This window comes from Paenarthrobacter sp. YJN-5, assembly GCF_015040095.1.
GTDB classification, from domain to species: Bacteria; Actinomycetota; Actinomycetes; order Actinomycetales; family Micrococcaceae; genus Arthrobacter; species Arthrobacter ureafaciens.
Window position 1 is genome coordinate 1,402,848 of sequence record NZ_CP053544.1, and the last position, 21,370, is coordinate 1,424,217.

The 21,370-nt window shown below is 64.3% G+C and carries 20 protein-coding genes; 12 read left to right on the plus strand and 8 right to left on the minus strand.

The window, feature by feature from the left end; translation table 11 throughout:
* The first annotated feature begins 128 nt into the window (after window positions 1-128).
* Window positions 129-1,364: an MFS transporter gene (locus tag HMI59_RS06660; protein ID WP_193593177.1), complete on the plus strand. Its 1,236-nt coding sequence runs from the start codon at window positions 129-131 to the stop codon at window positions 1,362-1,364.
* A gap of 41 nt (window positions 1,365-1,405) precedes the next feature.
* Here the strand turns inward: HMI59_RS06660 and HMI59_RS06665 are convergent, their stop codons facing one another.
* Genes HMI59_RS06665 through HMI59_RS06680 form a run of 4 tightly spaced genes read right to left on the minus strand, consistent with a single transcriptional unit; the run spans window position 1,406 to window position 4,915 of the window.
* Complete coding sequence (locus HMI59_RS06665; RefSeq protein ID WP_166183519.1) at window positions 1,406-1,912, minus strand: Lrp/AsnC family transcriptional regulator; 507 nt, start codon at window positions 1,910-1,912, stop codon at window positions 1,406-1,408.
* 51 nt (window positions 1,913-1,963) lie between these two features.
* Window positions 1,964-2,602: a TMEM175 family protein gene (locus tag HMI59_RS06670; protein ID WP_193593178.1), complete on the minus strand. Its 639-nt coding sequence runs from the start codon at window positions 2,600-2,602 to the stop codon at window positions 1,964-1,966.
* Between the two features lie 42 nt (window positions 2,603-2,644).
* On the minus strand, window positions 2,645-3,874 hold the full coding sequence (locus HMI59_RS06675; protein ID WP_193593179.1) for an MFS transporter: 1,230 nt from the start codon (window positions 3,872-3,874) through the stop codon (window positions 2,645-2,647).
* A gap of 9 nt (window positions 3,875-3,883) precedes the next feature.
* Complete coding sequence (locus tag HMI59_RS06680; RefSeq protein ID WP_193593180.1) at window positions 3,884-4,915, minus strand: nitronate monooxygenase; 1,032 nt, start codon at window positions 4,913-4,915, stop codon at window positions 3,884-3,886.
* Between the two features lie 40 nt (window positions 4,916-4,955).
* On the opposite strand from HMI59_RS06680, the gene HMI59_RS06685 reads away from it, so the two are divergent.
* On the plus strand, window positions 4,956-5,903 hold the full coding sequence (locus tag HMI59_RS06685; protein ID WP_193593181.1) for an N-acetylglucosamine kinase: 948 nt from the start codon (window positions 4,956-4,958) through the stop codon (window positions 5,901-5,903).
* A gap of 23 nt (window positions 5,904-5,926) precedes the next feature.
* Here the strand turns inward: HMI59_RS06685 and HMI59_RS06690 are convergent, their stop codons facing one another.
* On the minus strand, window positions 5,927-6,943 hold the full coding sequence (locus tag HMI59_RS06690) for a pirin family protein (RefSeq protein ID WP_193593182.1): 1,017 nt from the start codon (window positions 6,941-6,943) through the stop codon (window positions 5,927-5,929).
* A gap of 47 nt (window positions 6,944-6,990) precedes the next feature.
* Here HMI59_RS06690 and HMI59_RS06695 point away from each other — a divergent pair, with 47 nt between their 5' ends.
* The 8 genes from HMI59_RS06695 to HMI59_RS06730 all read left to right on the plus strand — a co-directional run bounded on the left by HMI59_RS06695 (window position 6,991) and on the right by HMI59_RS06730 (window position 16,179).
* Window positions 6,991-8,787 (plus strand): beta-galactosidase family protein, encoded by a 1,797-nt coding sequence (locus HMI59_RS06695; RefSeq protein WP_193593183.1) that lies wholly within the window; start codon window positions 6,991-6,993, stop codon window positions 8,785-8,787.
* 282 nt (window positions 8,788-9,069) lie between these two features.
* Window positions 9,070-10,251, plus strand: coding sequence for a ribosome small subunit-dependent GTPase A (gene rsgA / locus HMI59_RS06700; protein ID WP_193593184.1), 1,182 nt, complete (start codon window positions 9,070-9,072; stop codon window positions 10,249-10,251).
* A gap of 161 nt (window positions 10,252-10,412) precedes the next feature.
* Complete coding sequence (locus tag HMI59_RS06705) at window positions 10,413-11,507, plus strand: ABC transporter ATP-binding protein (RefSeq protein ID WP_166183504.1); 1,095 nt, start codon at window positions 10,413-10,415, stop codon at window positions 11,505-11,507.
* Window positions 11,507-12,235 (plus strand): ABC transporter permease, encoded by a 729-nt coding sequence (locus HMI59_RS06710; protein WP_193593185.1) that lies wholly within the window; start codon window positions 11,507-11,509, stop codon window positions 12,233-12,235. The genes HMI59_RS06705 and HMI59_RS06710 overlap by 1 nt, the downstream gene beginning before the upstream one ends.
* The gene (locus tag HMI59_RS06715) at window positions 12,232-12,978 is read left to right on the plus strand and encodes an ABC transporter permease (RefSeq protein WP_021472522.1); all 747 of its coding nucleotides are present in this window, start codon (window positions 12,232-12,234) and stop codon (window positions 12,976-12,978) included. Before HMI59_RS06710 ends, HMI59_RS06715 begins: the two co-directional genes overlap by 4 nt.
* Window positions 12,975-13,937, plus strand: a complete 963-nt coding sequence (locus HMI59_RS06720) for an ABC transporter substrate-binding protein (protein WP_193593186.1) — start codon at window positions 12,975-12,977, stop codon at window positions 13,935-13,937. Before HMI59_RS06715 ends, HMI59_RS06720 begins: the two co-directional genes overlap by 4 nt.
* Window positions 13,938-14,057: 120 nt before the next feature.
* A complete protein-coding gene (locus HMI59_RS06725; RefSeq protein WP_193593187.1) occupies window positions 14,058-15,278 on the plus strand; it encodes a pyridoxal phosphate-dependent aminotransferase in 1,221 nt (406 codons plus the stop codon).
* Window positions 15,279-15,327: 49 nt separating this feature from the next.
* Complete coding sequence (locus tag HMI59_RS06730; protein WP_166183498.1) at window positions 15,328-16,179, plus strand: polyphosphate kinase 2 family protein; 852 nt, start codon at window positions 15,328-15,330, stop codon at window positions 16,177-16,179.
* A 10-nt stretch (window positions 16,180-16,189) separates the two neighbouring features.
* Here the strand turns inward: HMI59_RS06730 and HMI59_RS06735 are convergent, their stop codons facing one another.
* Together HMI59_RS06735 and xseA are read right to left on the minus strand one after the other, a co-directional pair.
* The gene (locus HMI59_RS06735; protein WP_193593188.1) at window positions 16,190-16,423 is read right to left on the minus strand and encodes an exodeoxyribonuclease VII small subunit; all 234 of its coding nucleotides are present in this window, start codon (window positions 16,421-16,423) and stop codon (window positions 16,190-16,192) included.
* Window positions 16,424-16,513: 90 nt separating this feature from the next.
* Window positions 16,514-17,791: an exodeoxyribonuclease VII large subunit gene (gene xseA, locus HMI59_RS06740; protein ID WP_193593189.1), complete on the minus strand. Its 1,278-nt coding sequence runs from the start codon at window positions 17,789-17,791 to the stop codon at window positions 16,514-16,516.
* Between the two features lie 160 nt (window positions 17,792-17,951).
* Between xseA and HMI59_RS06745 the strand changes: the two genes are divergently transcribed.
* Together HMI59_RS06745 and HMI59_RS06750 are read left to right on the plus strand one after the other, a co-directional pair.
* The gene (locus tag HMI59_RS06745; protein WP_166183495.1) at window positions 17,952-18,827 is read left to right on the plus strand and encodes a hypothetical protein; all 876 of its coding nucleotides are present in this window, start codon (window positions 17,952-17,954) and stop codon (window positions 18,825-18,827) included.
* A gap of 9 nt (window positions 18,828-18,836) precedes the next feature.
* Window positions 18,837-19,922, plus strand: coding sequence for a 4-hydroxy-3-methylbut-2-enyl diphosphate reductase (locus tag HMI59_RS06750; RefSeq protein WP_062097379.1), 1,086 nt, complete (start codon window positions 18,837-18,839; stop codon window positions 19,920-19,922).
* Between the two features lie 83 nt (window positions 19,923-20,005).
* On the opposite strand, the gene HMI59_RS06755 is transcribed toward HMI59_RS06750, so the two are convergent.
* Entirely contained in the window at window positions 20,006-21,265 is a 1,260-nt protein-coding gene (locus HMI59_RS06755; protein ID WP_166183493.1) for a DNA recombination protein RmuC, read from the minus strand.
* Window positions 21,266-21,370: the final 105 nt, after the last annotated feature.

Consider the following 21,370-nt stretch of genomic DNA (forward strand, 5'->3'; position numbering starts at 1 on the left):
CTCAATCTTCTCACCCAAGCACTTCTTTACGCTCAATGATGCGACATCCTGTTGCCACCCATGAACACACTTGGCCGCAGGCCCTCCCACAAGGAGGCGGTGGGGCCACAAAACGATGAAGGCATGTATTGACTGTCTTGAGCGAGCTCCGCATGCGTCCGGCCACAGCCGTCCGCTGGAGCTGGAATGCCGGAACCACGGCACGGCTGGTCCTGTCCGGAGTGGTGATCTTCACCTTGCTGGTGGGCGCCAACCTGGCCACTCCGCTGTATCCGTTGTTGCAGGCCCAGATGGGATTGTCTTCGCTCGACGTGACGGTCGCTTTTTCAAGCTACGTGCTGGCGCTGATCCTCGTCCTCATGGTTGCCGGCCACTGGTCGGATCACATCGGACGCCGCGCTGCCCTGGTGCTGGCTGTCCTGGTGGGGCTTCTTGGCGGCATCATCTTCGCCAACGCGGACGGCCTTCCCGCACTCTCGGTGGGCCGCGCGCTCCAAGGCGTGGCGGTTGGGCTGGCAACGGGCGCCAGTTCGGCGGCGCTGCGGGAGTTGTTGCCGCACCGGCCTGATTGGGCGTCCCGGTTCACCCTGCTCTCCTCGGCCGGAGGAGTGGCGGCAGGCCCGTTCATCGGCGGTCTGATCTCCCTCCTGCCCGATCCCACCCGCACGCCCTATTACATCCACACCGCAGTCCTGCTTGCTGCGCTTTTGCCGCTGTGGCTGCTCAAGGCACGGCCCGCCATTGCACCCGCCCCGGGCAAGCCGGCTTTCAAGGTCCTTGCTCCCAGGCGTCCTGCCGTTTCCCGGGCTGCCCGGGGTGCCTTCTGGATGGCTTCCTCGGTGGGCTTCCTGAGCTTCGCGGTCTTCGGATTCTGCCTTTCCCTGGCGCCGGGCTACTTTGCGGGCATTGTGCAAGCGGACTCGCGGCCGCTCATCGGCTTGCTCGCCGGCCTCACTTTGGGCGCCTCGGCGATGAGCCAGTTGGTGGGCGTCCGGGGAAGGTACCTGGTTCCCGTGACTCTGGCCCTGTTGGGTGTGTCGGTTGGTCTGCTGGGGGCTGCTGCGGCCTGGTCCAGCCCGGTTCTGCTGGTGGTGGTCAGCATCACGGCGGGAGCCAGCCAAGGCGTTGCGTTCCGGCAGGTGTTCAACGACGTCGCAGGCAAGGTCGAAAGCACCCGCCACGCGCAGGTCATCAGTACCGTCTACGTCATCACCTACATGGGCAGCGCCGTCCCGGTGATTGGGCTGGGACTCGCCGTCACCGCCGTAGGGCTCCAGGCCGCCGTCGTGGGTTTCACGGTCCTGTGCGGGGTGGCGGCGCTGCTGCTCGCCGCCGTTTCGCTGCGGGTTGCCCGCAAGGGCTAACGACGCCGGTCGCGCACGTGGGCGGCCCGGTCCAGCCGTGCTTACTCGGGGAGCGGACCCCGGTTGCCCGGGATGTGCTGGAAAACCATGGTGGTTTCCGTATGGCCCACCACGGGGTCGGTGGCCAGATTGTCCAGCAGCCAGTTGCGGAGATCGTCCGTATTGGCGACGGCGATGTGCAGCAGGTAGTCGACGGAACCCGTGGTGTGGAACGTGGAAATCACTGCCGGCAGCTTGGGCACACGGGCGGTAAAGCGGTCGATCTGATCGCGGTCGTGGGCGCGAAGGCGCACGGCGATGAGTGCCTGCACCGAACGGCCGATTGCGGGCAGGCTCAGCACGGCCTCGAACCCTTCGATGATGCCGCGCTCTGACAAAGCCCGGGTCCGCATCAACGCCGTGGAAGGGGCAATGCCCACCAGTTCAGCCAGTTGTTTGTTGGAGATGCGGGCGTCCTCCACCAGGGCGGCAAGGATTCGCTCGTCGATAGCATCCAGCGGCTCCGCGTTACCCGGGCTGGATCGAACATTCTTCGCGGCGCTGCTCACTTGTCCTCCTGAAATTGCCGTTCGTACATCATAACGGTGAATTCCCTGCAACTAAGCGGTTGCCGCCCTCTCGAGGCGCCTGGTGGAGAGCCGCTGCAGCGGTTCGCTGGCCACCATGAGGATCAACGGCAGATTGCCGAGGCCGGGAGCGATGAGGGCAACGATCAGCGCCAGGAAGAAGAGGCCCGCCACAATGGCCCCGGAACGGATTCCGGCCGCGGACTCCACGCGGTCCATGGTGTGGAGGTCCGGGTGGCGGCGCAAGTACAGGCGGGCGGCCAGGAGCATGACACTGGTGGCCAGCAAAGTGCCGATGTAGACCAGTGGTTGGGCCCAGTCCGGATGCATCTGTGTTGACAGGGCAGTGGCCACCGGCATCCAGACGATGGTAAACATCCACCCCACGGTCAGCCAGAGCAAACCGGAATCCACGCGGCGCACTACCCGGAAGAGACGGTGGTGGTGAACCCAGAAAACTGCGATCAGAAGGAAGCTCAGAGCGAAGCCCAGCAACGCAAACCGCTCATGGTCGAACCATTCGGCGGTAGTTCCTTCCTCATCGGCGAGGTCGCCCACGCTCTCCATCAGCGGGAGGATCAGCAACGTCAGGGCAATCGCCACAACAGCGTCGGTAAATGCCTGAAGCCGCTCCGGCGAGGACAGTTCCCGGGGCCTGGTGACCTGTGCCATGAGACTGATTGTAGGGGGTTCCGCGCCGAAACCAGCCTGTCATTAGCCCTGTGGAACCGTTCGGTGAACCACCGCGGTGACAACCGCCGTCGTGATGGCCAGGGCGGTCACGGCCAACGCCAAAGCTGTCCACCCATAGGCCTGGAAGGCGAGCCCGCCCGCCCATCCGATGATGCTCGAGCCCATGTAGTAGGAGAGGTTATAAAGCGAAGCAGCCTGTGCCCGGCCTTTCGTGGCGATGGCCCCAGTCCATCCTGACCCAACGCTGTGGGCGGCGAAGAAGCCACCGGTAAAGACCACGAGTCCGGCCAAGGTGGCCACGAGGTTGTCGAAAAGAGTCAGGGCAAGACCGGCGCACATCACGCCGATGCCGGCCAGGAGCACGTTGCGGCGACCAAACCGCGTCGTCAGTCCCGCTCCCCACCGTGACGTCACCGTGCCTGAGAGATAGGCCAGGAAAATAAGGCTGACCAGCGTCGCTGGAAGATTGAACGGTTCGGCATGCAGGCGGAAGCCCAGGTAGTTGTAGACCGCCACAAAACCGCCCATGAGCAGGAAGGCCTGAAGGTAGAGGGCGAAGAGCTTGGGGTTGGTTGCGTGTCCGCTCAAGGTGCGCCACGCGCCCCGAAGGCCTTGGACAGGAGCCGGTGTGAAGCGCCGCTGTTTGGGGACCAAGAGCAGGAAGAGGACTGCTGACAACGTGGCCAGCACGGCCACCGCGAGCGCAGCCGCCCGCCACCCCCACAGCTCGCCCACGGGCCCGGCCACCAGCCGTCCGGCCAATCCGCCCAGGGTTGTTCCGGCCACGTAGCTGCCGGCGGCGAGGGCCGTGTGGATTTTGGTGACTTCCTCGTTCAAGTAGGCGATGGCTATGGCGGGAATTCCTCCCAATGCCATGCCCTCCAGCGCCCGCAGGCCCAGGAGGACCGGAACGGTGGGTGCGAGTGGAACCAGCAGTCCAAGGATGGTGGCGGCGCCGATTCCGATTGCCATGGCGCGGACCCGGCCGATGCGGTCGGCGAGGAAAGACCAAGGGAGGACGGTGACGGCCAGGCCCACGGTGGCCAGGGAGATGCTGAGTGCCGCGTCGGCAGCGGAGATGCGGAGGTCAGCGGCCATAAGGGGCAGGACTGCTTGGGTGGAATACAGCTGGGCGAACGTGGCTACACCTGCCATTGCCAGGGCCGCCAGGATCCGGCGGTAGCCACTGGAGCCTTTGGGGTGGCCGTCCCAGGTATCGGTTGCGGCAGTGGTGTCAGGTGCTTTTGTCACCGTTTCAGGTTATGCCCCGCCGAGGAAGTCCTTGACGACGTCGGTTGCTGAGCCGGTCCGGGCGGTCCGCCAACCGGTTCCGGCCCACAGATTGAGGCGGTGCGGGTCGCCGGCGGCCGACGCGGCGGCACGCACGGGTGCTGTCAGGTGGTGGATGGCCGGATACCCAACAGGTGCGTTGGCGTGATCGCGGACGAAGTCGTTCACCAAGGAACGCGCCAGGCGGCCGGTGAACGCACGCGTCATGGCAGTCTCCCTGAATTGCGCATCGCCCAAGGCGTCTTTGTGTGTTTGCCGGGCACCGCTTTCGTCGGTCCGGACCAGGGCGGTGCCAACCTGAACTGCCGAAGCGCCTGCGGCGAGAGCTTCCCTGAGGGCCTCGCCATCAGTGATGGCGCCTGCGGCTATCAAGGGAAGGTCGACGGCGGAGCGCACCTGGGTGAGGAGCGCCGCCGTCGTTCCTGGTGCGGTGGCGCTCCCCGCAGCGCGCGGGAGGAAGGCGGTGGTGTGGCCTCCTGCCGAACTGTGCTGGACGGCCAGTGCGTCCGGGCCTTCCTCAGCGGCCGCCCGGGCCTCTTCGACGGTGGTCACGCTGGTGATTACGACGCTCCCTGCGTTCTGCAAGGCTTTGACCACGGAGGTGCCGGGGAGCCCGAAGGCGAAGCTGACGTATTCAACCGGATCTGCCAGAAGAGCGTCGATCTTTTCCTGCCATGCGTCGTCGTCATCCAGGCGCAGCGGAGGCAAGGTCACTGAGTAGCGTGCGGCGTCAGGTTGCAGTTCCGCCCGGTAGGCCTCCAGCTGTGCCAGGACTGCGGGGCCGGGGTGGAGTTGGCCGGGGTCGGGCACAAAGACGTTCATGCCGAAGCGGAGGCCTTCGGACCGGGCGGCGGCAATCTCCGCCGCCATGGCCTGGGTGCTCTTGTAACCGGCCGCCAGGAAGCCCAGGCCGCCTCCTTCCTGGACAGCGCGGACCAGTGCCGTGGTGGACGTTCCGCCGGCCATGGGTGCCGCGATGAAGGGAGTGTCGAACAACGGCATGGCGGTTTCTCCTAGGGGCGCTCCAAGCTAGTCTTTCACGGTGAACAATCTTGACTCCGCAAGCCATTCCCCTTCCAACTCCTCCTCTGGCCTGGCCGCCCCGGCCGGCACGGTGATCGGGCTGGACATTGGCGGCACCAAGACACGCGGCGTCAGGTTCCAGGACGGCGTTCCCGTCCGGGATGAGAGTGCAGGGAGCTCCAACGTCCAGAACGTCACCCGGGAACAGGCGAAGGCCAACCTGGCTGAATTGTTTGCCAAGATCGGCGGGGGCGCCGTGGATGAGGTCTACGCAGGATCCGGCGGGATTGACACTGATGAAGACGCCAAGGCGCTCGCGGATCTCATAGCGCCCCATGTGCCGGGTGCCCGGATCACGGTGGTGCACGATTCGCGGCTCCTGCTGGCAGCCGGTGGAGCGAGTACGGGCGTGGCTGTCATTGCGGGCACCGGTTCGGCTGCCTGGGGCCGGAACCAGGCCGGCGAGGAAGCCCGTGCCGGCGGGTGGGGCTATCTGTTGGGGGACGAAGGCAGTGGTTATTGGTTGGGCAGGGAAGCCGTACGCCACAGCCTGAGGCGCATGAACCAGGGCCTGGAGCCTGACGCGTTGAGCCAGGCGTTGTTGGACTCCTGCGGCGTTGATGATCCGGGAAAGCTGATCGCCCTTTTCCACTCCCCGGACACTGGTCGCCGGTATTGGGCGCAGCAGGCCCGGCTTGTTGTGGAGGCGGCCGCCGCAGGCGATGAAACCAGCCAACGGTTGCTCGTCCAAGCGGGCAACGACCTCGCGGACCTTGCCGCCCAAGCCGTGCGTCAACTGGGCCTGGACGGACCGGTGATCCTCGGCAGCGGCTTGGGGATGAACGTGGTGCCAATCCAGGAGGCGTTCAAGGCCCGTTTGGCTGAATGCGGCATCACGGACGTCCGGATCCTGGATCAAGACCCCGTGTTCGGCGTGCCACGGCTCGTGGCCGAACAGCGCGCCTGACGGTCAGCGCCAGCGGGCGTCGGTCATTCCTGCGGGCCCCTGGTGCGCGGCTTTAGCCGGACTCCCGGCAAGGGCGGAGCGGGAATCCGGCCCGCTTCGGGCCCGGCATCCGGTCCGTGGCCGCGGACCAGCCCGAAGCGCGCGGTGGCGGCAGCGTCGTCGTCGAGCAATCCCTGCGCCTCCCATTCTTCGCGGGCTTTTTCCACTTCGTCGTGGGTTCGGCCCACAAAGTTCCACCACATCAGCAGATCCTCGCCGAAGGGCTCGCCGCCCAGCAGCATGAAGCGGGTGTCCGGTTCGACCTCCACCCGCAGTTCGTTCCGTCCAGCGCCCAGGTAGGCCAGTGGCCCGGCGGTGACGTTCACACCGTCGATCACCAGCTGCCCGTCAAGGACCAGGACCGCGTGCTCAAATTCAGGCCGCAGCGGCAATGCCAGCGCCCCCGAGCCCGTGATGTCAGCACCAACAATGGGGCTGAACATGGTGGCGGGGGAGATCACTCCGCCGAATTCGCCCACCATTACGGTGGCGGTGAAACCCTCGCCGTTGACCACGGGCAAATCCCGGTGCTGCTCAAAGGACGGTTCGCGGTGCCGGTGCGCGTCGGGGAGGGCTACCCACAGCTGCAGTCCGCGGGACACCGGGATTTCTTCCTGCGTTGCCGGGAGGACGGAAAATTCCGAATGCGAGATGCCGTTTCCCGCGGTCATGATGTTCAGTTCGCCCGGCTTGACCACCACGTCGCTGCCTACGCTGTCGCGGTGCCGCACTGCTCCCTCCAAGGGCCACGTGACCGTCTGGAGCCCACAGTGGGGGTGGGGGAGGACGCTCATGGCGACGCGGTCCGGCCCGAAGCTGTCAAGGAAGCACCAGGCACCCACCGTGGGCAGTCCCCGTTGCGGCAGCGTGCGGTAGACGTTCATCGCCCGCACGCCGCCAAGCGGCACTTCACGTTCCGGCCACAACTGCACACACGGGCCCTGTCCTTCGACTGCGGCGGGACATACCTGCTCTGTGGGGGCCGGTTCCAGGTTGGTCATCTCATCACCTGTGCATAAATGTTGGAATTTGAGCTAATCTGTTCAGCGTGAGCAAAGCCCTCCTGAGCTACCACGACGCCGTGCTCTACCGTTCGGGTGAACCGTATCGCATCCTCGCTGGAGCCATCCACTACTTCCGTGTCCACCCCGAGCTGTGGCAGGACCGGCTTCGCCGCCTCAAAGCCATGGGAGCCAACACGGTCGACACCTACGTCGCGTGGAACTTCCATCAGCCAAAGAAGGACCAGGCCCCGGATTTCACGGGCTGGCGGGATGTGGGACGCTTCATCGATACCGCTGCCGGGGAAGGCCTGGACGTCATTGTCCGGCCCGGCCCCTATATTTGCGCCGAATGGGACAACGGCGGCTTCCCGGCGTGGCTGACCGGCATGCCCGGGATCGGGCTGCGGTGCATGGACCCGGACTTCACGGAGGCTGTGGAGGAGTGGTTTGATCATCTGCTCCCCATTGTTGCCTCCCGGCAGGCATCGCAGGGAGGGCCTGTGGTTGCGGTGCAGATCGAGAACGAATACGGCAGTTACGGGGACGACCACGACTACCTGCGGTGGAACCGGCAGGCGCTCCAAGAGCGCGGCATCACTGAGCTGCTCTTTACGGCAGACGGAGGCACGGACTACTTCCTGGACGGCGGCTCGATCGAGGGTACGTGGGCCGCGGCTACGTTGGGGAGCCGCGGTGATGAAGCCATCGAAACGTGGAAGCGGCGGCGTCCCGGAGAACCCTTCTTCACGGTGGAATTTTGGGGTGGATGGTTTGACCATTGGGGCGAGCACCATCACCGGCGGGACCCCGAAGAAGCGGCCGCCGAGGCTCGCCGCATCCTCGAGCCTGGTGGTTCCCTCTGCGTTTACATGGCCCACGGAGGAACAAACTTCGGCCTGGGCTCCGGCAGCAACCATGACGGCCGCCTGCTCCAACCCACGGTCACAAGTTACGACTCCGACGCTCCGATCGCCGAGGACGGCAGCCTCACACCGAAGTTCCATGCCTTCCGGCGGGAGTTCCACCGGGCGCAGGGAATCCAGGACCTCCCCGAGCTGCCCGCCGATCTTCTGACCCCGCCTCCGGTTCTCCCCGCCCGCACGCTGACGCTCTCGGAAGGCCAGGACCTGTGGGATTCGGCCCGCGGTTCCGGCAAACCGGTCACCAGCGTCAGGCCGCTCAGCTTCGAGGAGCTGGGGCTCGACGGCGGCATGGTGCTTTACGAGGCAACGGCGATCCTCCCGGGACGACCGGGCGCCCCTGTGGAAAGCCGCATCAGGATTGCCGGGCTGAACGATCGCGCCTACCTCCGGGTTGATGGCCGTTATGTGGGGGTCCTGGACGACGTCACGGGCCCTGAAGGAATTGCCGTCACCGGAGAGGGTGCCCCGGCCAAACTTGAAATCCTCGTCGAAAACCTGGGCCGCATCAACTACGGTCCCATGACGGGCCACGGCAAGGGCATCCTGGGCGGCGTCCTGATCAACCAGCGCTATACATTCCACTGGACGCAGACCCCTGTTGCCTTGGCCGATTGGACGCAGGAGAACCTTCAGGGTCTTGCCGAAGCCTCCTTTGACGTGCCCGAGCCGGCGGACACCCACATCGCCCTTCCGCAGTCCAGCAAGGGATTCGTCTGGCTCAATGGTTTCCTCCTTGGCCGCTTCTGGAACAAAGGCCCGCAAGCCACGCTGTATGCCCCGGCCCCTTTGCTTAAAGCCGGTCTCAACAGCATCAGGGTCCTCGAGTTGGAGAAGGCGGGGAACGTCGTCGAACTCCGGGAAAAGCCGGACCTGGGACCGGCCGAGGCAGGTCCCATAGCCGCGGCCGAGCTGGGCTGATGCGGAACATGCCGGCTCGACCTAAAGGTGGAAAAGCCCGCGCCAATCGGGTCCTGAGGTCTGGTCAGGACCCCCGAAGCTGGCTATCCTGAACTCTGTTGCCAATTGTTTGGACGCTGACGGCTGATGAGATGCCGGTCCTGATGCCGAGGAGGTGGATTTGATGACTGCCACAGTCCTGCGCGCCCCGCTCACAGCCGCGGCGCATCATCACACCACCAACCACGTCCCGGCATCCACCTGCCAGAGCTAGGTCTGCCGGGCCTCACAAGAGGCACTGAATTGCACACTTACGCTTCATCAAGCGACCCCACCATTACTGAAAACAACCACACCACGGCTCCGCCGGCTCATGGCCCCATCGAATACGGCTTCACTCCCGCCACGGCCGGGCATTTCCGCGACAACCCCGTCCCGGAGAAGGAAGATTGCACGCCCGGCCGGATCGTGAGGCTGGACAGGAACCGAGTCCTCGTCGCATCCAGCGAGGGCCTGCTGCACCTGCCGTACCCGTCCCACGGGCCTGCCCCTGCCACGGGCGACTGGGTCTGGCTGGGCCACAACACGGCAGGTGAGCCTGCCGTCGTCGCGATCCTCCCGCGCCTGTCGGCACTTAGCCGCAAACGCGCCTTCGAGTCCTCCTCCGAGGAGCAGGTCCTCGGGGCAAACATCGACATCGTGGCGGTAGTGGTCCCCATGGACCGTCCACTGACCCACAACCGGCTCGAACGAACCCTGGTAGCCGCTTGGGATTCAGGGGCAACGCCGCTGGTGGTCATCACCAAGGCGGACCTTGCCAACATCGCAGACGACGTCGTGGGGGAAGTGCTGCGGCAGGCAGCCGGCGTGGACGTTGTCACCACCTCGGCCGAACAGGGTGACGGCATCGACGAGCTCCTGAGACACATCCCGGCGGGGGCGACCCTCGTGATGTTGGGACCCTCCGGTGCCGGTAAATCCACGCTCATCAACGCGCTCACGGGGCGCCGGCAGCAGGCCACGGGTGCAGTACGCGCCGGTGACGGCAAGGGCAGGCACACCACGACGTCCCGTGAACTGGTTCCCCTTCCCGGCGGAGCCGTGCTGATGGACACGCCCGGAGTCCGCGGCTTCGGCCTCTTTGATGCTGACGATGGCATGGAAGAGATGTTCGGCGATCTGGAAGAGCTCTTTGAACAATGCAGGTTCTCTGATTGCTCCCACCAGGCAGAGCCTGGCTGCGCTGTGCTGGAGGCCTTGGCCGACTGTTCCCTGGACCAGCGGAGGTGGGACAGCTTCCTGAAACTGCAACGAGAATTGGCAGCACTCAACCGGAAGCACGACGCTGCTGCGCGCCGCGCCTACCAGCGGGAATGGCACCAGAAAGTAGTGTCGGCCGAACGAGGGCAACGCGCCGCCGAAAGGTACCGCCATGATCGGGCTCAGGAGAGGTCGGCCAGGAAGGGAAAGCGCCGGAAGCGGTGACGATTATTGCCGATTCATTACGGAATACGTGGCGCCGCTGACATCGCAAGGCCCGCTGGCTACTCTGGGGGAAGATCGGCTTTACAGCCAAAGTCAGTGTGCTTATGATCATTTGGCTCTACCGTCCGAGGATGTCGACTTACAGATAGGTAAGCCCAGGTATGGCTGAAGCCATGATTGAGTTCCAGAGCGTGACCAAGCGGTACCAGGGGGGACAGCCGGCGGTTGACGATCTGACTATGTCCATCGACAAAGGCGCCATCACAGTCTTCGTCGGTCCCTCGGGCTGCGGCAAGACCACCTCGCTTCGGATGATCAACCGCATGGTGGAGCCCACTTCAGGCTCCATCACGGTGGACGGCAAAGACGTTTCCCAGGTTCCGGCGGCGCAACTCCGCCGCTCCATGGGCTACGTCATGCAGTCAGCAGGCCTGCTTCCCCACCGATCCGTCCTGGACAACATCGCCACGGTTCCCCGGCTCAACGGCGTGCCCAAGGCAGCGGCGCGGAAACGCGCCGCTGAACTGCTCGACGTCGTCGGGCTGGCTTCCAGCCTCGGCAAGCGGTACCCGTCGCAGTTGTCCGGCGGACAGCAGCAGCGCGTTGGCGTAGCCCGTGCGCTCGCCGCCGATCCTCCGATCCTCCTGATGGATGAACCCTTCAGCGCCGTTGACCCGGTGGTCCGCGACGAGCTCCAGCAGGAACTTCTGAGACTGCAGCGGGAGTTGGCCAAGACCATCGTGTTCGTCACCCACGACATCGACGAGGCGACAGTCCTGGGGGACAAGGTGGCGGTCTTTGCCGTGGGCGGAAAGCTGGCCCAGTACTCGGCTCCTGAAGAAATCCTTCGGGCACCGGCCAACGACTTCGTCGCCTCCTTCGTGGGCAGGGACCGGGGCTTCCGGCACCTCGCCTTCAACGCTGCCGACTCCGTGCAACTGCACCCCGTCACCATGGTGAGTGTCTCCGACGGGCACCACGCCGGCCGCGAATCGGGGGAGTGGGCGCTGGTGGTGGATCAGGATTCCCGGCCTCTGGGTTGGTCATCGCCCCGCGACGGCGCCGGCATCATTCCCGGGGGTTCGCTGTTCCGCAAGGGGGACACGCTGCGCCGGGCTTTGGATGCGGCACTGTCCTCGCCGTCGGGGTTGGGCGTCGCAGTGGACGACGACGGCAGGGTTGCCGGAGTCCTCAAGGCGCCGGAAGTCCTTGCCCTCATCGAGGAAGTCCGCCGCCACCGCGAGGACGCCACCTGATGGAGTGGTTCATCGCGAACAGCGCAATGGTGTTCGGCCTCGCGGGACAACACCTGGTCCTGGCGGTCGTTCCCATGGTCCTTGGACTGTTGATCTCCATCCCGCTGGCCCAACTTGCCCGCCGCAACCGTACGCTGCGGTCCGTGGTGGCCACAGCCACGTCCCTGCTCTACACCATTCCGTCCTTGGCCCTGTTCATCATCCTGCCAACCATCCTTGGCACCCGGATCCTCGATCCCCTCAACGTCGTTGTGGCGTTGACTATCTACGCCGTGGCACTCCTGGTCAGGGCAGCCATGGATGCCTTCGATTCCGTGGACGACGACCTCCGGAACGCGGCTGTTGCCATGGGCTTCAAGCCATTGGCTCGTTTCTTCCAGGTGGACCTTCCGTTGTCCCTGCCGGTCCTGTTCGCAGGACTTCGCGTCGTTTCGGTCAGCAACATTTCGTTGGTGAGCGTAGCCGCCCTGCTGGGAGTGGGGAACTTGGGAATCCTGTTCACGGACGGCCTCCAGCGCACCTTCGTGACGGAGGTTGTTGTTGGCATCATCGCCATCCTGGTGTTGGCCTTGGTGATGGACGGAATCCTGGTGGTCCTCGAACGCGTCCTGACGCCGTGGACCCGGGCAACGGGAACGGGCGGCCGCTCAGCCACCCCGGCGCCGGCCACCGAACCAAAGCCAGGGACCGCCGTCGTCAGCCGTCCGGAACCGGGGGCGTCGGCATGAGCAACGTCTTCACCGACACCGTGGCCTGGTTGGCCGATCCACTCCACTGGAGCGGCAGCGGCGGTATCCCCGTCCGCCTGGCCGAGCATCTGCAGTACAGCGGGCTGGTTTTGCTGATAGCGGCTGCCATCTCCATCCCGGTGGGACTCTTCATCGGCCACACCGGGCGCGGGCGCGTCGTAGCCGTAGCCTTGGCAGGCGCCTTGCGGGCCTTGCCCACCCTGGGTTTGCTGGTGCTGTTCGCACTGCTGGCCGGCAGTGGACTGATGCCTCCCGTGTGGGCCCTGGTGATCCTCACCGTTCCGCCGTTGCTCGCCGGTACGTACGCAGGCATTTCCAGCGTTGACCGTTCAGTAGTGGACGGGGCGCGTGCCATGGGCATGACCGAACTCCAGATCCTGTTCAAGGTGGAGGTGCCCAACGGGCTGCAGGTGATGTTCGGCGGTATCCGGACAGCTGTGCTGCAGGTGATCGCCACAGTGTCGGTGGTCGCCTACCTGCCCCTGGGCGGCCTTGGCCGCTACTTGTTCGACGGGCTGGTCCTGCAGGACTTCCCGCGCATGCTTGCCGGTTCCTTCCTCATCGCGGCCCTGGCGATCGCCGTGGACCTCATCCTCGCCGCCGTTCAACGCCTGGCCCTCTCACCCGGGCTCACCCTCGATTCACGCGGAAGCCACAAGGCAACCGCCGATTCCACAGCCACAGCTCCCGCAGGGGCTGCCGTTCAAGGAGGTACACCATGAAACACACTAACCCCACGTCCCTTACACGCCGGGGCCTCGGCGGCCTGGCAGCCGGCCTCGGTGTGGCACTTGCGCTGAGCGCATGCGGTGGCGGCACCCCCTTGGATTCGCCTTCCACTTCGGCAGGTTCCGGGTCTGCGGACTCCGGGGCTCCCCTGGTGGTGGGTTCAGCCGATTTCCCTGAAAGCCAGGTCATCGGTGAGATTTACGCCGGCGCGCTCAACGCAGCCGGGGTCACAGCCAGCACCAAGCCCAACATTGGCTCGCGGGAGATCTACTTCAAGGCCGTTCAGGACGGCTCGGTGGACATTGTTCCGGACTATTCCGGCAACCTGCTGTCCTACGTGGACACCGAGGCCACCGAGGTTTCGGCCGAAGACGTCTACAAAGCCCTTCCGGGGAAGCTGCCCGAGGGGCTGGCTGTCCTTGAACCGGCGAAGGCTGAGTCCAAGGACGCAATGGTGGTCACCAAGGCTACGGCGGAGAAGTACCAGTTGAAGTCCATCGAGGACCTCGCCAAGGTGTGCAAGGACTTCACCATGGCAGCGCCGGCCACTTTCGAGACACGCGCTTACGGCTTCCCCGGTTTGAAGAAGAACTACAACTGCGAACTGAAGGGCCTGCAGCCCTTCAACGACGGCGGCGGCAACCTGACGCTCCAGGCACTCCTGGAAGACAAGGTGCAGGTGGCCGACATCTACACCACCACCCCGTCCATCGCCGACAACGACCTCGTGGTCCTCGAAGATCCGAAGAACAACTTCAAGGCCCAGCAGGTCCTGCCGCTCTACAACAAGTCCAAGATGACGGACAAAGCGAAGGAAGCGCTCAACAACGTTTCCAAGATCCTCACCACCGAGGACCTCATCAACCTGAACCGCTCCGTCAGCGGCGACCAGAAGCAGAGCGCCAAGGACGCTGCTGCCGCATGGCTGAAGGACAAGGGCATCGTCAAGTAGCACTTGGGTAAAACCGCGTACGACGGCGGTGACGGACCTCCGGAGGTCCGTCTCCGCCGTCGGTCTCTCTGTGAGTGATGTCTCAACGGAAGCGCATGACCCCTGTGGCATATTTGAGGGATGGCGAATTTCAAGCAGTCCACCAAGCTTCATAATGTCCTCTACGACATCCGTGGACCGATTCTTCAGGCCGCCCAGCAAATGGAGGCGGAGGGTCACAGGATCCTCAAACTGAACATCGGAAACCCGGCACCCTTTGGGTTTGAAGCGCCTGACGCCATCTTGGTGGACATGATCCGCCACCTTCCCAATGCCCAGGGCTACAGTGACTCCCGCGGTATCTTCTCCGCCCGTACGGCGGTGTCGCAGTACTACCAGACGCGCGGCATCCAGAACATCCATGTGGATGATATCTACTTGGGCAACGGGGTCAGCGAACTCATCACCATGTCCCTCATGGCGTTGCTCGAGGACGGCGACGAAGTCCTCATCCCCACCCCGGACTACCCCTTGTGGACGGCGTCCGTCTCTTTGGCCGGCGGCCGTCCCGTCCACTACCTGACCGACGAAGAATCGGGATGGCAGCCGGATCTTGATGACATGGAATCGAAGATCACGCCACGTACCAAGGGCATCGTCGTCATCAACCCCAACAACCCCACGGGCGCGGTCTACCCCGAAGAGACCCTGAAGAAGATCGTCGCCCTGGCCGAAAAGCACGGGCTGGTGATTTTCGCCGACGAGATCTACGAGAAGATCCTGTACGAAGACGCCGTCCACGTGAACCTGGCGGGCCTGACCGGCGACGACGTGCTGTGCCTGACGTTCAGCGGACTGTCCAAGGCGTACCGCGTCTGTGGCTACCGGGCCGGCTGGATGGCCATCTCCGGCCCCAAGAAGGACGCCGCGGACTACCTTGAAGGCATCAACCTCCTGGCGAACATGCGCCTCTGCGCGAACGTTCCGGCCCAGCACGCCATCCAAACGGCGCTGGGTGGTTACCAGAGCATCAACGACCTCATCCTCCCCGGCGGCAGGCTCCTTGAGCAGCGCAACAAAGCCCACGACCTCTTGAACGCCATTCCGGGAGTGAGCACGCAGCAAGCCAGGGGAGCCCTCTACCTGTTCCCCAAGCTGGACCCGGAGGTTTACCACATCCGGGACGACGAGAAGTTTGTCCTGGATCTCTTGAAGGAACAGAAGATCCTTGTCTCGCACGGCAGGGCGTTCAACTGGGTGCGCCCTGACCACTTCCGCATGGTGACGCTGCCCAACGTCAAGGACATCGAGGAAGCAATCGGCCGCATGGCGGACTTCCTGTCGAGGTATCCGGGCAACTAGCCTGAATCCCAGGGCGCCACGGGGGCGTCGTCCGGCAGAAAGGCTAGCCATGGTTGCAGTTGAGTTCGCCAAGAGTCCCGCAGAAACGTTGAAGGTCGGTTCGGGGTTTACGCTCGCAAGCGTGGATCCCGAATCGACGCCCGGCTACACAGGCAACAAGGTTGACGGGAAGGCTTTGCTGGGTGCACAGGACGACAGGCTGGCTGAGCTTCAGGAACAGCTGTTTGCCGAAGGTAAGTTCGGCAGCGACAAACGCCTGCTGTTGATCCTTCAAGCCATGGATACCGCCGGTAAGGGCGGGATCGTCAGCCACGTCGTCGGTGCCATGGATCCCCAAGGCGTCCACCTGACGGCGTTCAAGGCGCCCACGGACGAGGAAAAAGCCCACGATTTCCTGTGGCGGATCGAGAAGCAGGTTCCGGCCGCAGGCATGGTGGGCGTCTTCGACCGCTCCCAGTATGAGGATGTCCTCATCCATCGCGTCCACGGTTGGGCCGACGCCAAGGAGCTGGAACGGCGGTACGCAGCCATCAACGATTTCGAAGCCAGGCTTACCGAACAGGGCACCACGATCGTCAAGGTCATGCTCAATATCAGCAAGGACGAGCAGAAGGAGCGTTTGATCGCCCGGCTGGACGATCCCAGCAAGCACTGGAAGTACAGCCGTGGCGATCTCACCGAGCGGGCCCATTGGGATGACTACATGAAGGCGTACGAGGCTGCCTTTGCGGAAACCTCTACGGACACAGCTCCGTGGCACGTAGTTCCTGCCAACAAGAAGTGGTACGCACGGATCGCTGTCCAGGAGTTGCTGTTGGAGGCACTGCGGGGGATGTCGTTGGACTGGCCCAAGGCGGAATTCGACGTTGCCGCAGAGCGCGCGCTCGTGGCGGAATCCTAAGCTTTTCGGGTTACTCCGGGCCGTTGCCCGGTTCACGGGCAGCCGCCAAGCGCTTCCGTGCTCCTTCGAGCCACTCCTCACAGCGCTTGGCCAAGGCCTCTCCGCGCTCCCACAACGCCAGGGACTCCTCGAGGCTTGCTCCGCCTGCCTCGAGCCGCCCAACGACGGCCACCAGCTGTTCCCGTGCCTCTTCGTAGCTCAGCCCGTCCAAGGCATCAGGTGTTTGGCTGCTGTTCTCGGTCATTGAAAATCCTTTTGTCTTAGTGCTGCTGCCAGCGGGTGAGTGGGCGTGCCCGGCGGCTGTTTCCATTTCCTGGGTGCGCCCGGCGTTCGGTTATCGTTCGGCTATTTCGGCATGGCCGGCGGACGTCGCCCGGAACCTGCCGTCTGCTACCCGGATCGAGAGGGGCGTGTCTTCAGGTACCTGATCCGGGCTGGTGACCACGGTGTGCCCTGCCTGATCCTCACCGACGATCTGCACTACGGCGTAACCCCGGTCAAGGGTCTTTTGCGGAGACAGCGCACACACCTGGGCGCGAAGGTGGTGCACCTGGTCGAGGGCCCGCACTACCGCCGAGTTCACGGCCGTGTGGGACCTCTGCCTAAGACGCGCAACCTCGTCGGCGCGGACATCCACCAGCGTATCCGGGGCTGCCAGGACCGGACGCGACCTCAGCGCGTGCAGTCTGTCGGTTTCCCGATCCACCATCCTTCCGATGCTGCGCCTCAGGTGGTCGCGTGCCTGCCGCACCGCCGCGAGTTCTTCTGAAACGTCCGGCACAATCCGCTTTGCCGCATCGGTTGGCGTGGACGCCCGGAGATCGGCAACGTCATCAAGGATTGGACGGTCGGCCTCGTGGCCAATGGCGCTCACCACCGGGGTGGTTGCTGCGGCCACGGCCCGGATGAGGTCCTCGTTGCTGAAAGGCAGGAGGTCTTCCAGTGCTCCGCCGCCCCTGGCCATGACAATGACATCGACATGCGGATCCGCATCCAGTTTCCGGAGCGCCCCGATGATCTGCGATACGGCGGTGTTGCCTTGGACCGCAACTTCGCGGACATCGAACTCCACGGCGGGCCAGCGGAGCGCAGCGTTCCGCAGGACGTCTTTCTTGGCGTCCGAATCCCGGCCGGTGATGAGGCCGATCCGGTGGGGGAGGAGCGGTAGCTTGCGTTTCCTGGATTCGGCAAAGAGGCCCTCGGCAGCCAGCGCCTGGCGTAGCCGTTCGATCCTGGCGAGAAGATCGCCCAGACCCACCGGCCGGATGTCCTTGACGGACATGTTGAGCCGTCCGGTCTTGACCCAGAAGTCTGCCTTCACCAGGGCCACCACGCGGGAGCCCCGTTCCAAGGGAGTCCGCTGGCGGTCCAGGACTGTGGACCACACGGAGGCGGGCAGGGAGATTTCGGCGTCGATGTCCCGCAAGGTGAGGAAGGCGTTGCCTCCGCGGCGGTTCATTTCAATAACCTGGCCCTCGATCCAGGCTGCAGGTGCGCGCTCAATGTGGGCTTTGAGCTTGCGGGACAACAGTTGGAGCGGCCACGGATTGTCCGGGCTGGTCTCCGCAGCAGTACCGGGCAGGGTCGATTCGGGTCTGGCTTCAGCTGACATCAGTGATCCGTGCGTTGTCCTGCATGTGTTTGTCCTCGCTAGCGCTGCTGTTGCCGTTGCCGGCGCCTTCCAACTCTATCCATAGCCTCAACCCCGGGTCCGACATTTTTCCCCGTATGTGGACAGCCTAGGATGGTGGCACTGCCCCCGAACCTCAAGGATGACTGTGCGTACCTTTGTTTCTGCAGTGGGAGTGATCCTTGCGTTGCTGCTGACAGCAGTAGCTATACCACTGGCGTGGGTGGACACCAACGTGGTCAAGGAAGATGGCTTCGTCCGGATGGCTGCGGCGCTGGGAAACGATCCGGGCTTCCAGGAACGGCTCGCCGCTGCCGCAGCGGGCACCTTTGAATCGTCTGTTTCGCTTCCGGAACCCGTCCGAAACCTCGCTGCCGGTGCCATCAAGGATGCCGCGTCCGGCATGCAATCCTGGGGCGACTACCCGCAGGCCTGGGAGGAGACCGCGAGGAACAGCCACCGGCTGAACTTCGGCACCGTCCAGACGGAGGAGGCGCAGTCACCAACGGCGCTGCAGTTGGATATTGCTCCGCTGGTGCGGCTGATCCGGGATCACTTTGCCTCCTCCACGGGCATCCGGTTGGACGTACCCGAACAGAGCGTCGTAACTCTCGGCCAACCCGCGCAACGGCAGGTCATTGAACGTGTTTCTGCGTTTGCCCCGCTGTGGTGGGTGGCCGCCGTCGGTGCCGTACTTTCCGCCTTGCTTGCCCTCGCCGCAGCGCGGCGACGCGCGGTGGTCCTGATCTTCCTTGGGCTGGGCGGGCTGGCATTGGCTGCAGTGTGGACGACGACGGCGGACATCGCCGTCCGTGCTGCGGAAAACCTCTCCAGCGGCAACAGTGTGGCGGAACTCTTCAAGGAGGAGTTTCTCGCCTCGGCCAGATCCGGCTTCGGGGAATGGATTGCGGCGGGCATATGGGCCTCTGGCGGAATGCTGGCGTTGGGCGTCATTGCGTGGCTTCTCACAGGGAGAGGACGGTCACGTTCTGCGGTCCGGTCCGGCACTGGCCGGTAACATTGAAGGATGACCAGCACAGCAGTTTCTATTCCGATGCCCACGGTGCCCCGCAGACGTCGATCTCCTGAAGAGGTGCTGGCTGCCGCCCCGGTTACGGGAACCAAGAAAGTCCTGCTGGCAGCTCCCCGCGGTTACTGTGCCGGCGTGGACCGGGCCGTCATCGCGGTGGAGAAAGCGCTGGAGCACTACGGTCCGCCCGTCTATGTACGGAAGCAGATCGTGCACAACGTGCATGTTGTTACCTCCCTCGAAGAAAAGGGCGCCATCTTCGTTGACGAGACGGACGAGGTACCCGAGGGTGCCCTGGTCATTTTCTCGGCGCATGGCGTGTCTCCGGCCGTTGTTCAATCCGCAGAGGACCGCGGCCTGCGGACCATCGATGCCACGTGCCCGCTGGTTACCAAGGTCCACCGTGAAGCAGTTCGCTTCGCGAAGGAGGACTACGACATCCTGCTGATCGGCCATGACGGCCACGAGGAAGTTGAAGGAACCGCCGGCGAAGCCCCGGAACACATCCAGATCATCAACGGCCCGCACGAGGTCGGCAAGGTGACTGTCCGCGACCCGGAGAAGACCATCTGGCTCTCGCAGACAACCCTGAGCGTTGACGAGACCATGGAGACCGTGCGGATGCTCAAGGAGCGGTTCCCCACCCTCCAGGATCCGCCCAGCGACGATATTTGCTACGCCACCACCAACCGCCAGGTAGCCATCAAGAAGATCGCTCCCCAGGCTGACTTGGTGATCGTGGTTGGTTCGGCCAACTCCTCCAACTCCGTCCGCCTCGTCGAGGTAGCCCTTGAATACGGGGCCAAAGCGTCCTACCGGGTGGACTTCGCCAATGAGGTGGACGAAAGCTGGTTCGAAGGCGTGGCCACGGTGGGCGTGACTTCAGGGGCATCCGTTCCCGAGGTCCTGGTCCAGGACGTGCTCCGGCTTTTGGCCGACTATGGCTACGGCGAGGTTCAGGAAGTTGTCACGGCAGAGGAAGACCTCCTTTTCTCGCTGCCCAAGGAACTCCGCGCAACGCTCAAGCAAGCCGGCGACGTCAGCCGTGCCTTGGGCGGACGGGGCAACCGCCCCACGTCCTAACGGTTCGTGATCGTCAACGGCCCGGTTGCGTGCATCGACAGGATGCAAGCAACCGGGCCGTTTCCTTATGCCCTGTCAGGTCCTCAGGCGGCAGACTCCCTGCTTGCATCTGCGTCGATGCCCCTGTCGCTCGGCTCTACAGCGAGGAGTTCGGGTGCTGCGAGGGAGCGCGGGACCACTTCCACCGAAGGGGGTGAGGTGAGGCCGGCGTCATCCATGGTGTTGAGCTTGCGCGCGGTCGGAAGAACCCGGGCTTCAAGCGTGCCAACCATCGCGTTGTAGCGGTCCACGGACGTTTTCAGTGAGCTGCCCAGCTTGCCGACATTTTCCCCCAAGGTGCCCATGCGCTCGTAAAGCTGCTTGGCCAGCTCGAAGAGCTCGTGTGCGCTGTCCGTGAGGACGTCCTGGCGCCAGGTGAACGCCACCGACTTGAGGACTGCCAAGAGCGTTCCGGGCGATGCCAGGACGACGTTCTTGGAGAGCGCGTGCTCCAGGAGCCCGGCGTCCGCTTCCAGCGCCGAGGCGAGGATCGACTCCGCCGGCAGGAAACAGATCACTAATTCGGGGGAGTTGCCCGGGATATCCCAGTACTTCTTTGCCGCCAAGGCGTCGATGTGGGCCTTGAGGGCCTTCGCATGCTGGGCCAGAAGACTCTTGGAATCCTGACGGGCCTGGTCCGTGACTGATTCTCCCAGGGCACCCTCACCGTGGATCTGTTCCTGCGCCGCGAGGTACGACCCAAGAGGTACCTTGGCGTCCACCACCAGTTGCTTGCTGCCCGGCAACTGGACCACGAGGTCGGGCCGCAGCGTGTTCTCACTCCGCCCGGAATGGACTTGCTCGTAGAAGTCGACGTGGCGCATCATTCCGGAGGCCTCAACCACCCGGCGGAGCTGGACTTCGCCCCACTGGCCACGGGCACTGTTGGAACGTAGTGCCGAGGCCAGCGCGTGCGTCGACCTCAGGAGTTGCTCGTCGGAAAGGCGGGCATCCTGCAACTGCTGGGCGAGCTGGCCGTACTGCTCAACGCGGTCGCGCTCCAGCAGCGAGACTTGCTGCTGGACGGCTGTCAGCTTCTCCGCAACCGGGGCCAGGGCGCGTAGCACGCTGCCGTCCGAGTTCCTCGATTCGCTGAGCTCGCGGTTCTGTGCGAACAGAAGGCGACGTTCGGCGTCGGCGGCTGCGTACTGGGCGGTCACCTCCGAGAGGCGCGCCGAAACGGCGTCGAAATCCGCTTCCAATCCCGCACCCCGGCGACGGAAGACAACGTACGCGATGCCAAGTCCCAGTGCTGCTCCGATCAGCAGCATCAACAAGGCCAGAACCAATCCAAATCCATCCATGCAGTAACCCTGTCACAGGGGTACGACAGTTTTAGTGCAGGGCCCTGCCGGGGTGTCCCAACCCGGAGGGAGCTGAATCGGAACGGCGTGCGCTACCGGGTAGAA

Bases quoted from the DNA above. Each gene is read 5' to 3' on its own strand.
- HMI59_RS06670 (WP_193593178.1), bottom strand. From the start codon at position 2,602: ATGGCACAGGTCACCAGGCCCCGGGAACTGTCCTCGCCGGAGCGGCTT.
- HMI59_RS06680 (WP_193593180.1), bottom strand. From the start codon at position 4,915: ATGCCGTTGTTCGACACTCCCTTCATCGCGGCACCCATGGCCGGCGGA.
- HMI59_RS06690 (WP_193593182.1), bottom strand. From the start codon at position 6,943: ATGACCAACCTGGAACCGGCCCCCACAGAGCAGGTATGTCCCGCCGCA.
- HMI59_RS06705 (WP_166183504.1), top strand. From the start codon at position 10,413: ATGGCTGAAGCCATGATTGAGTTCCAGAGCGTGACCAAGCGGTACCAG.
- HMI59_RS06710 (WP_193593185.1), top strand. From the start codon at position 11,507: ATGGAGTGGTTCATCGCGAACAGCGCAATGGTGTTCGGCCTCGCGGGA.
- HMI59_RS06715 (WP_021472522.1), top strand. From the start codon at position 12,232: ATGAGCAACGTCTTCACCGACACCGTGGCCTGGTTGGCCGATCCACTC.
- HMI59_RS06720 (WP_193593186.1), top strand. From the start codon at position 12,975: ATGAAACACACTAACCCCACGTCCCTTACACGCCGGGGCCTCGGCGGC.
- HMI59_RS06725 (WP_193593187.1), top strand. From the start codon at position 14,058: ATGGCGAATTTCAAGCAGTCCACCAAGCTTCATAATGTCCTCTACGAC.
- HMI59_RS06730 (WP_166183498.1), top strand. From the start codon at position 15,328: ATGGTTGCAGTTGAGTTCGCCAAGAGTCCCGCAGAAACGTTGAAGGTC.
- HMI59_RS06735 (WP_193593188.1), bottom strand. From the start codon at position 16,423: ATGACCGAGAACAGCAGCCAAACACCTGATGCCTTGGACGGGCTGAGC.
- xseA (WP_193593189.1), bottom strand. From the start codon at position 17,791: ATGTCAGCTGAAGCCAGACCCGAATCGACCCTGCCCGGTACTGCTGCG.
- HMI59_RS06745 (WP_166183495.1), top strand. From the start codon at position 17,952: ATGACTGTGCGTACCTTTGTTTCTGCAGTGGGAGTGATCCTTGCGTTG.
- HMI59_RS06750 (WP_062097379.1), top strand. From the start codon at position 18,837: ATGACCAGCACAGCAGTTTCTATTCCGATGCCCACGGTGCCCCGCAGA.
- HMI59_RS06755 (WP_166183493.1), bottom strand. From the start codon at position 21,265: ATGGATGGATTTGGATTGGTTCTGGCCTTGTTGATGCTGCTGATCGGA.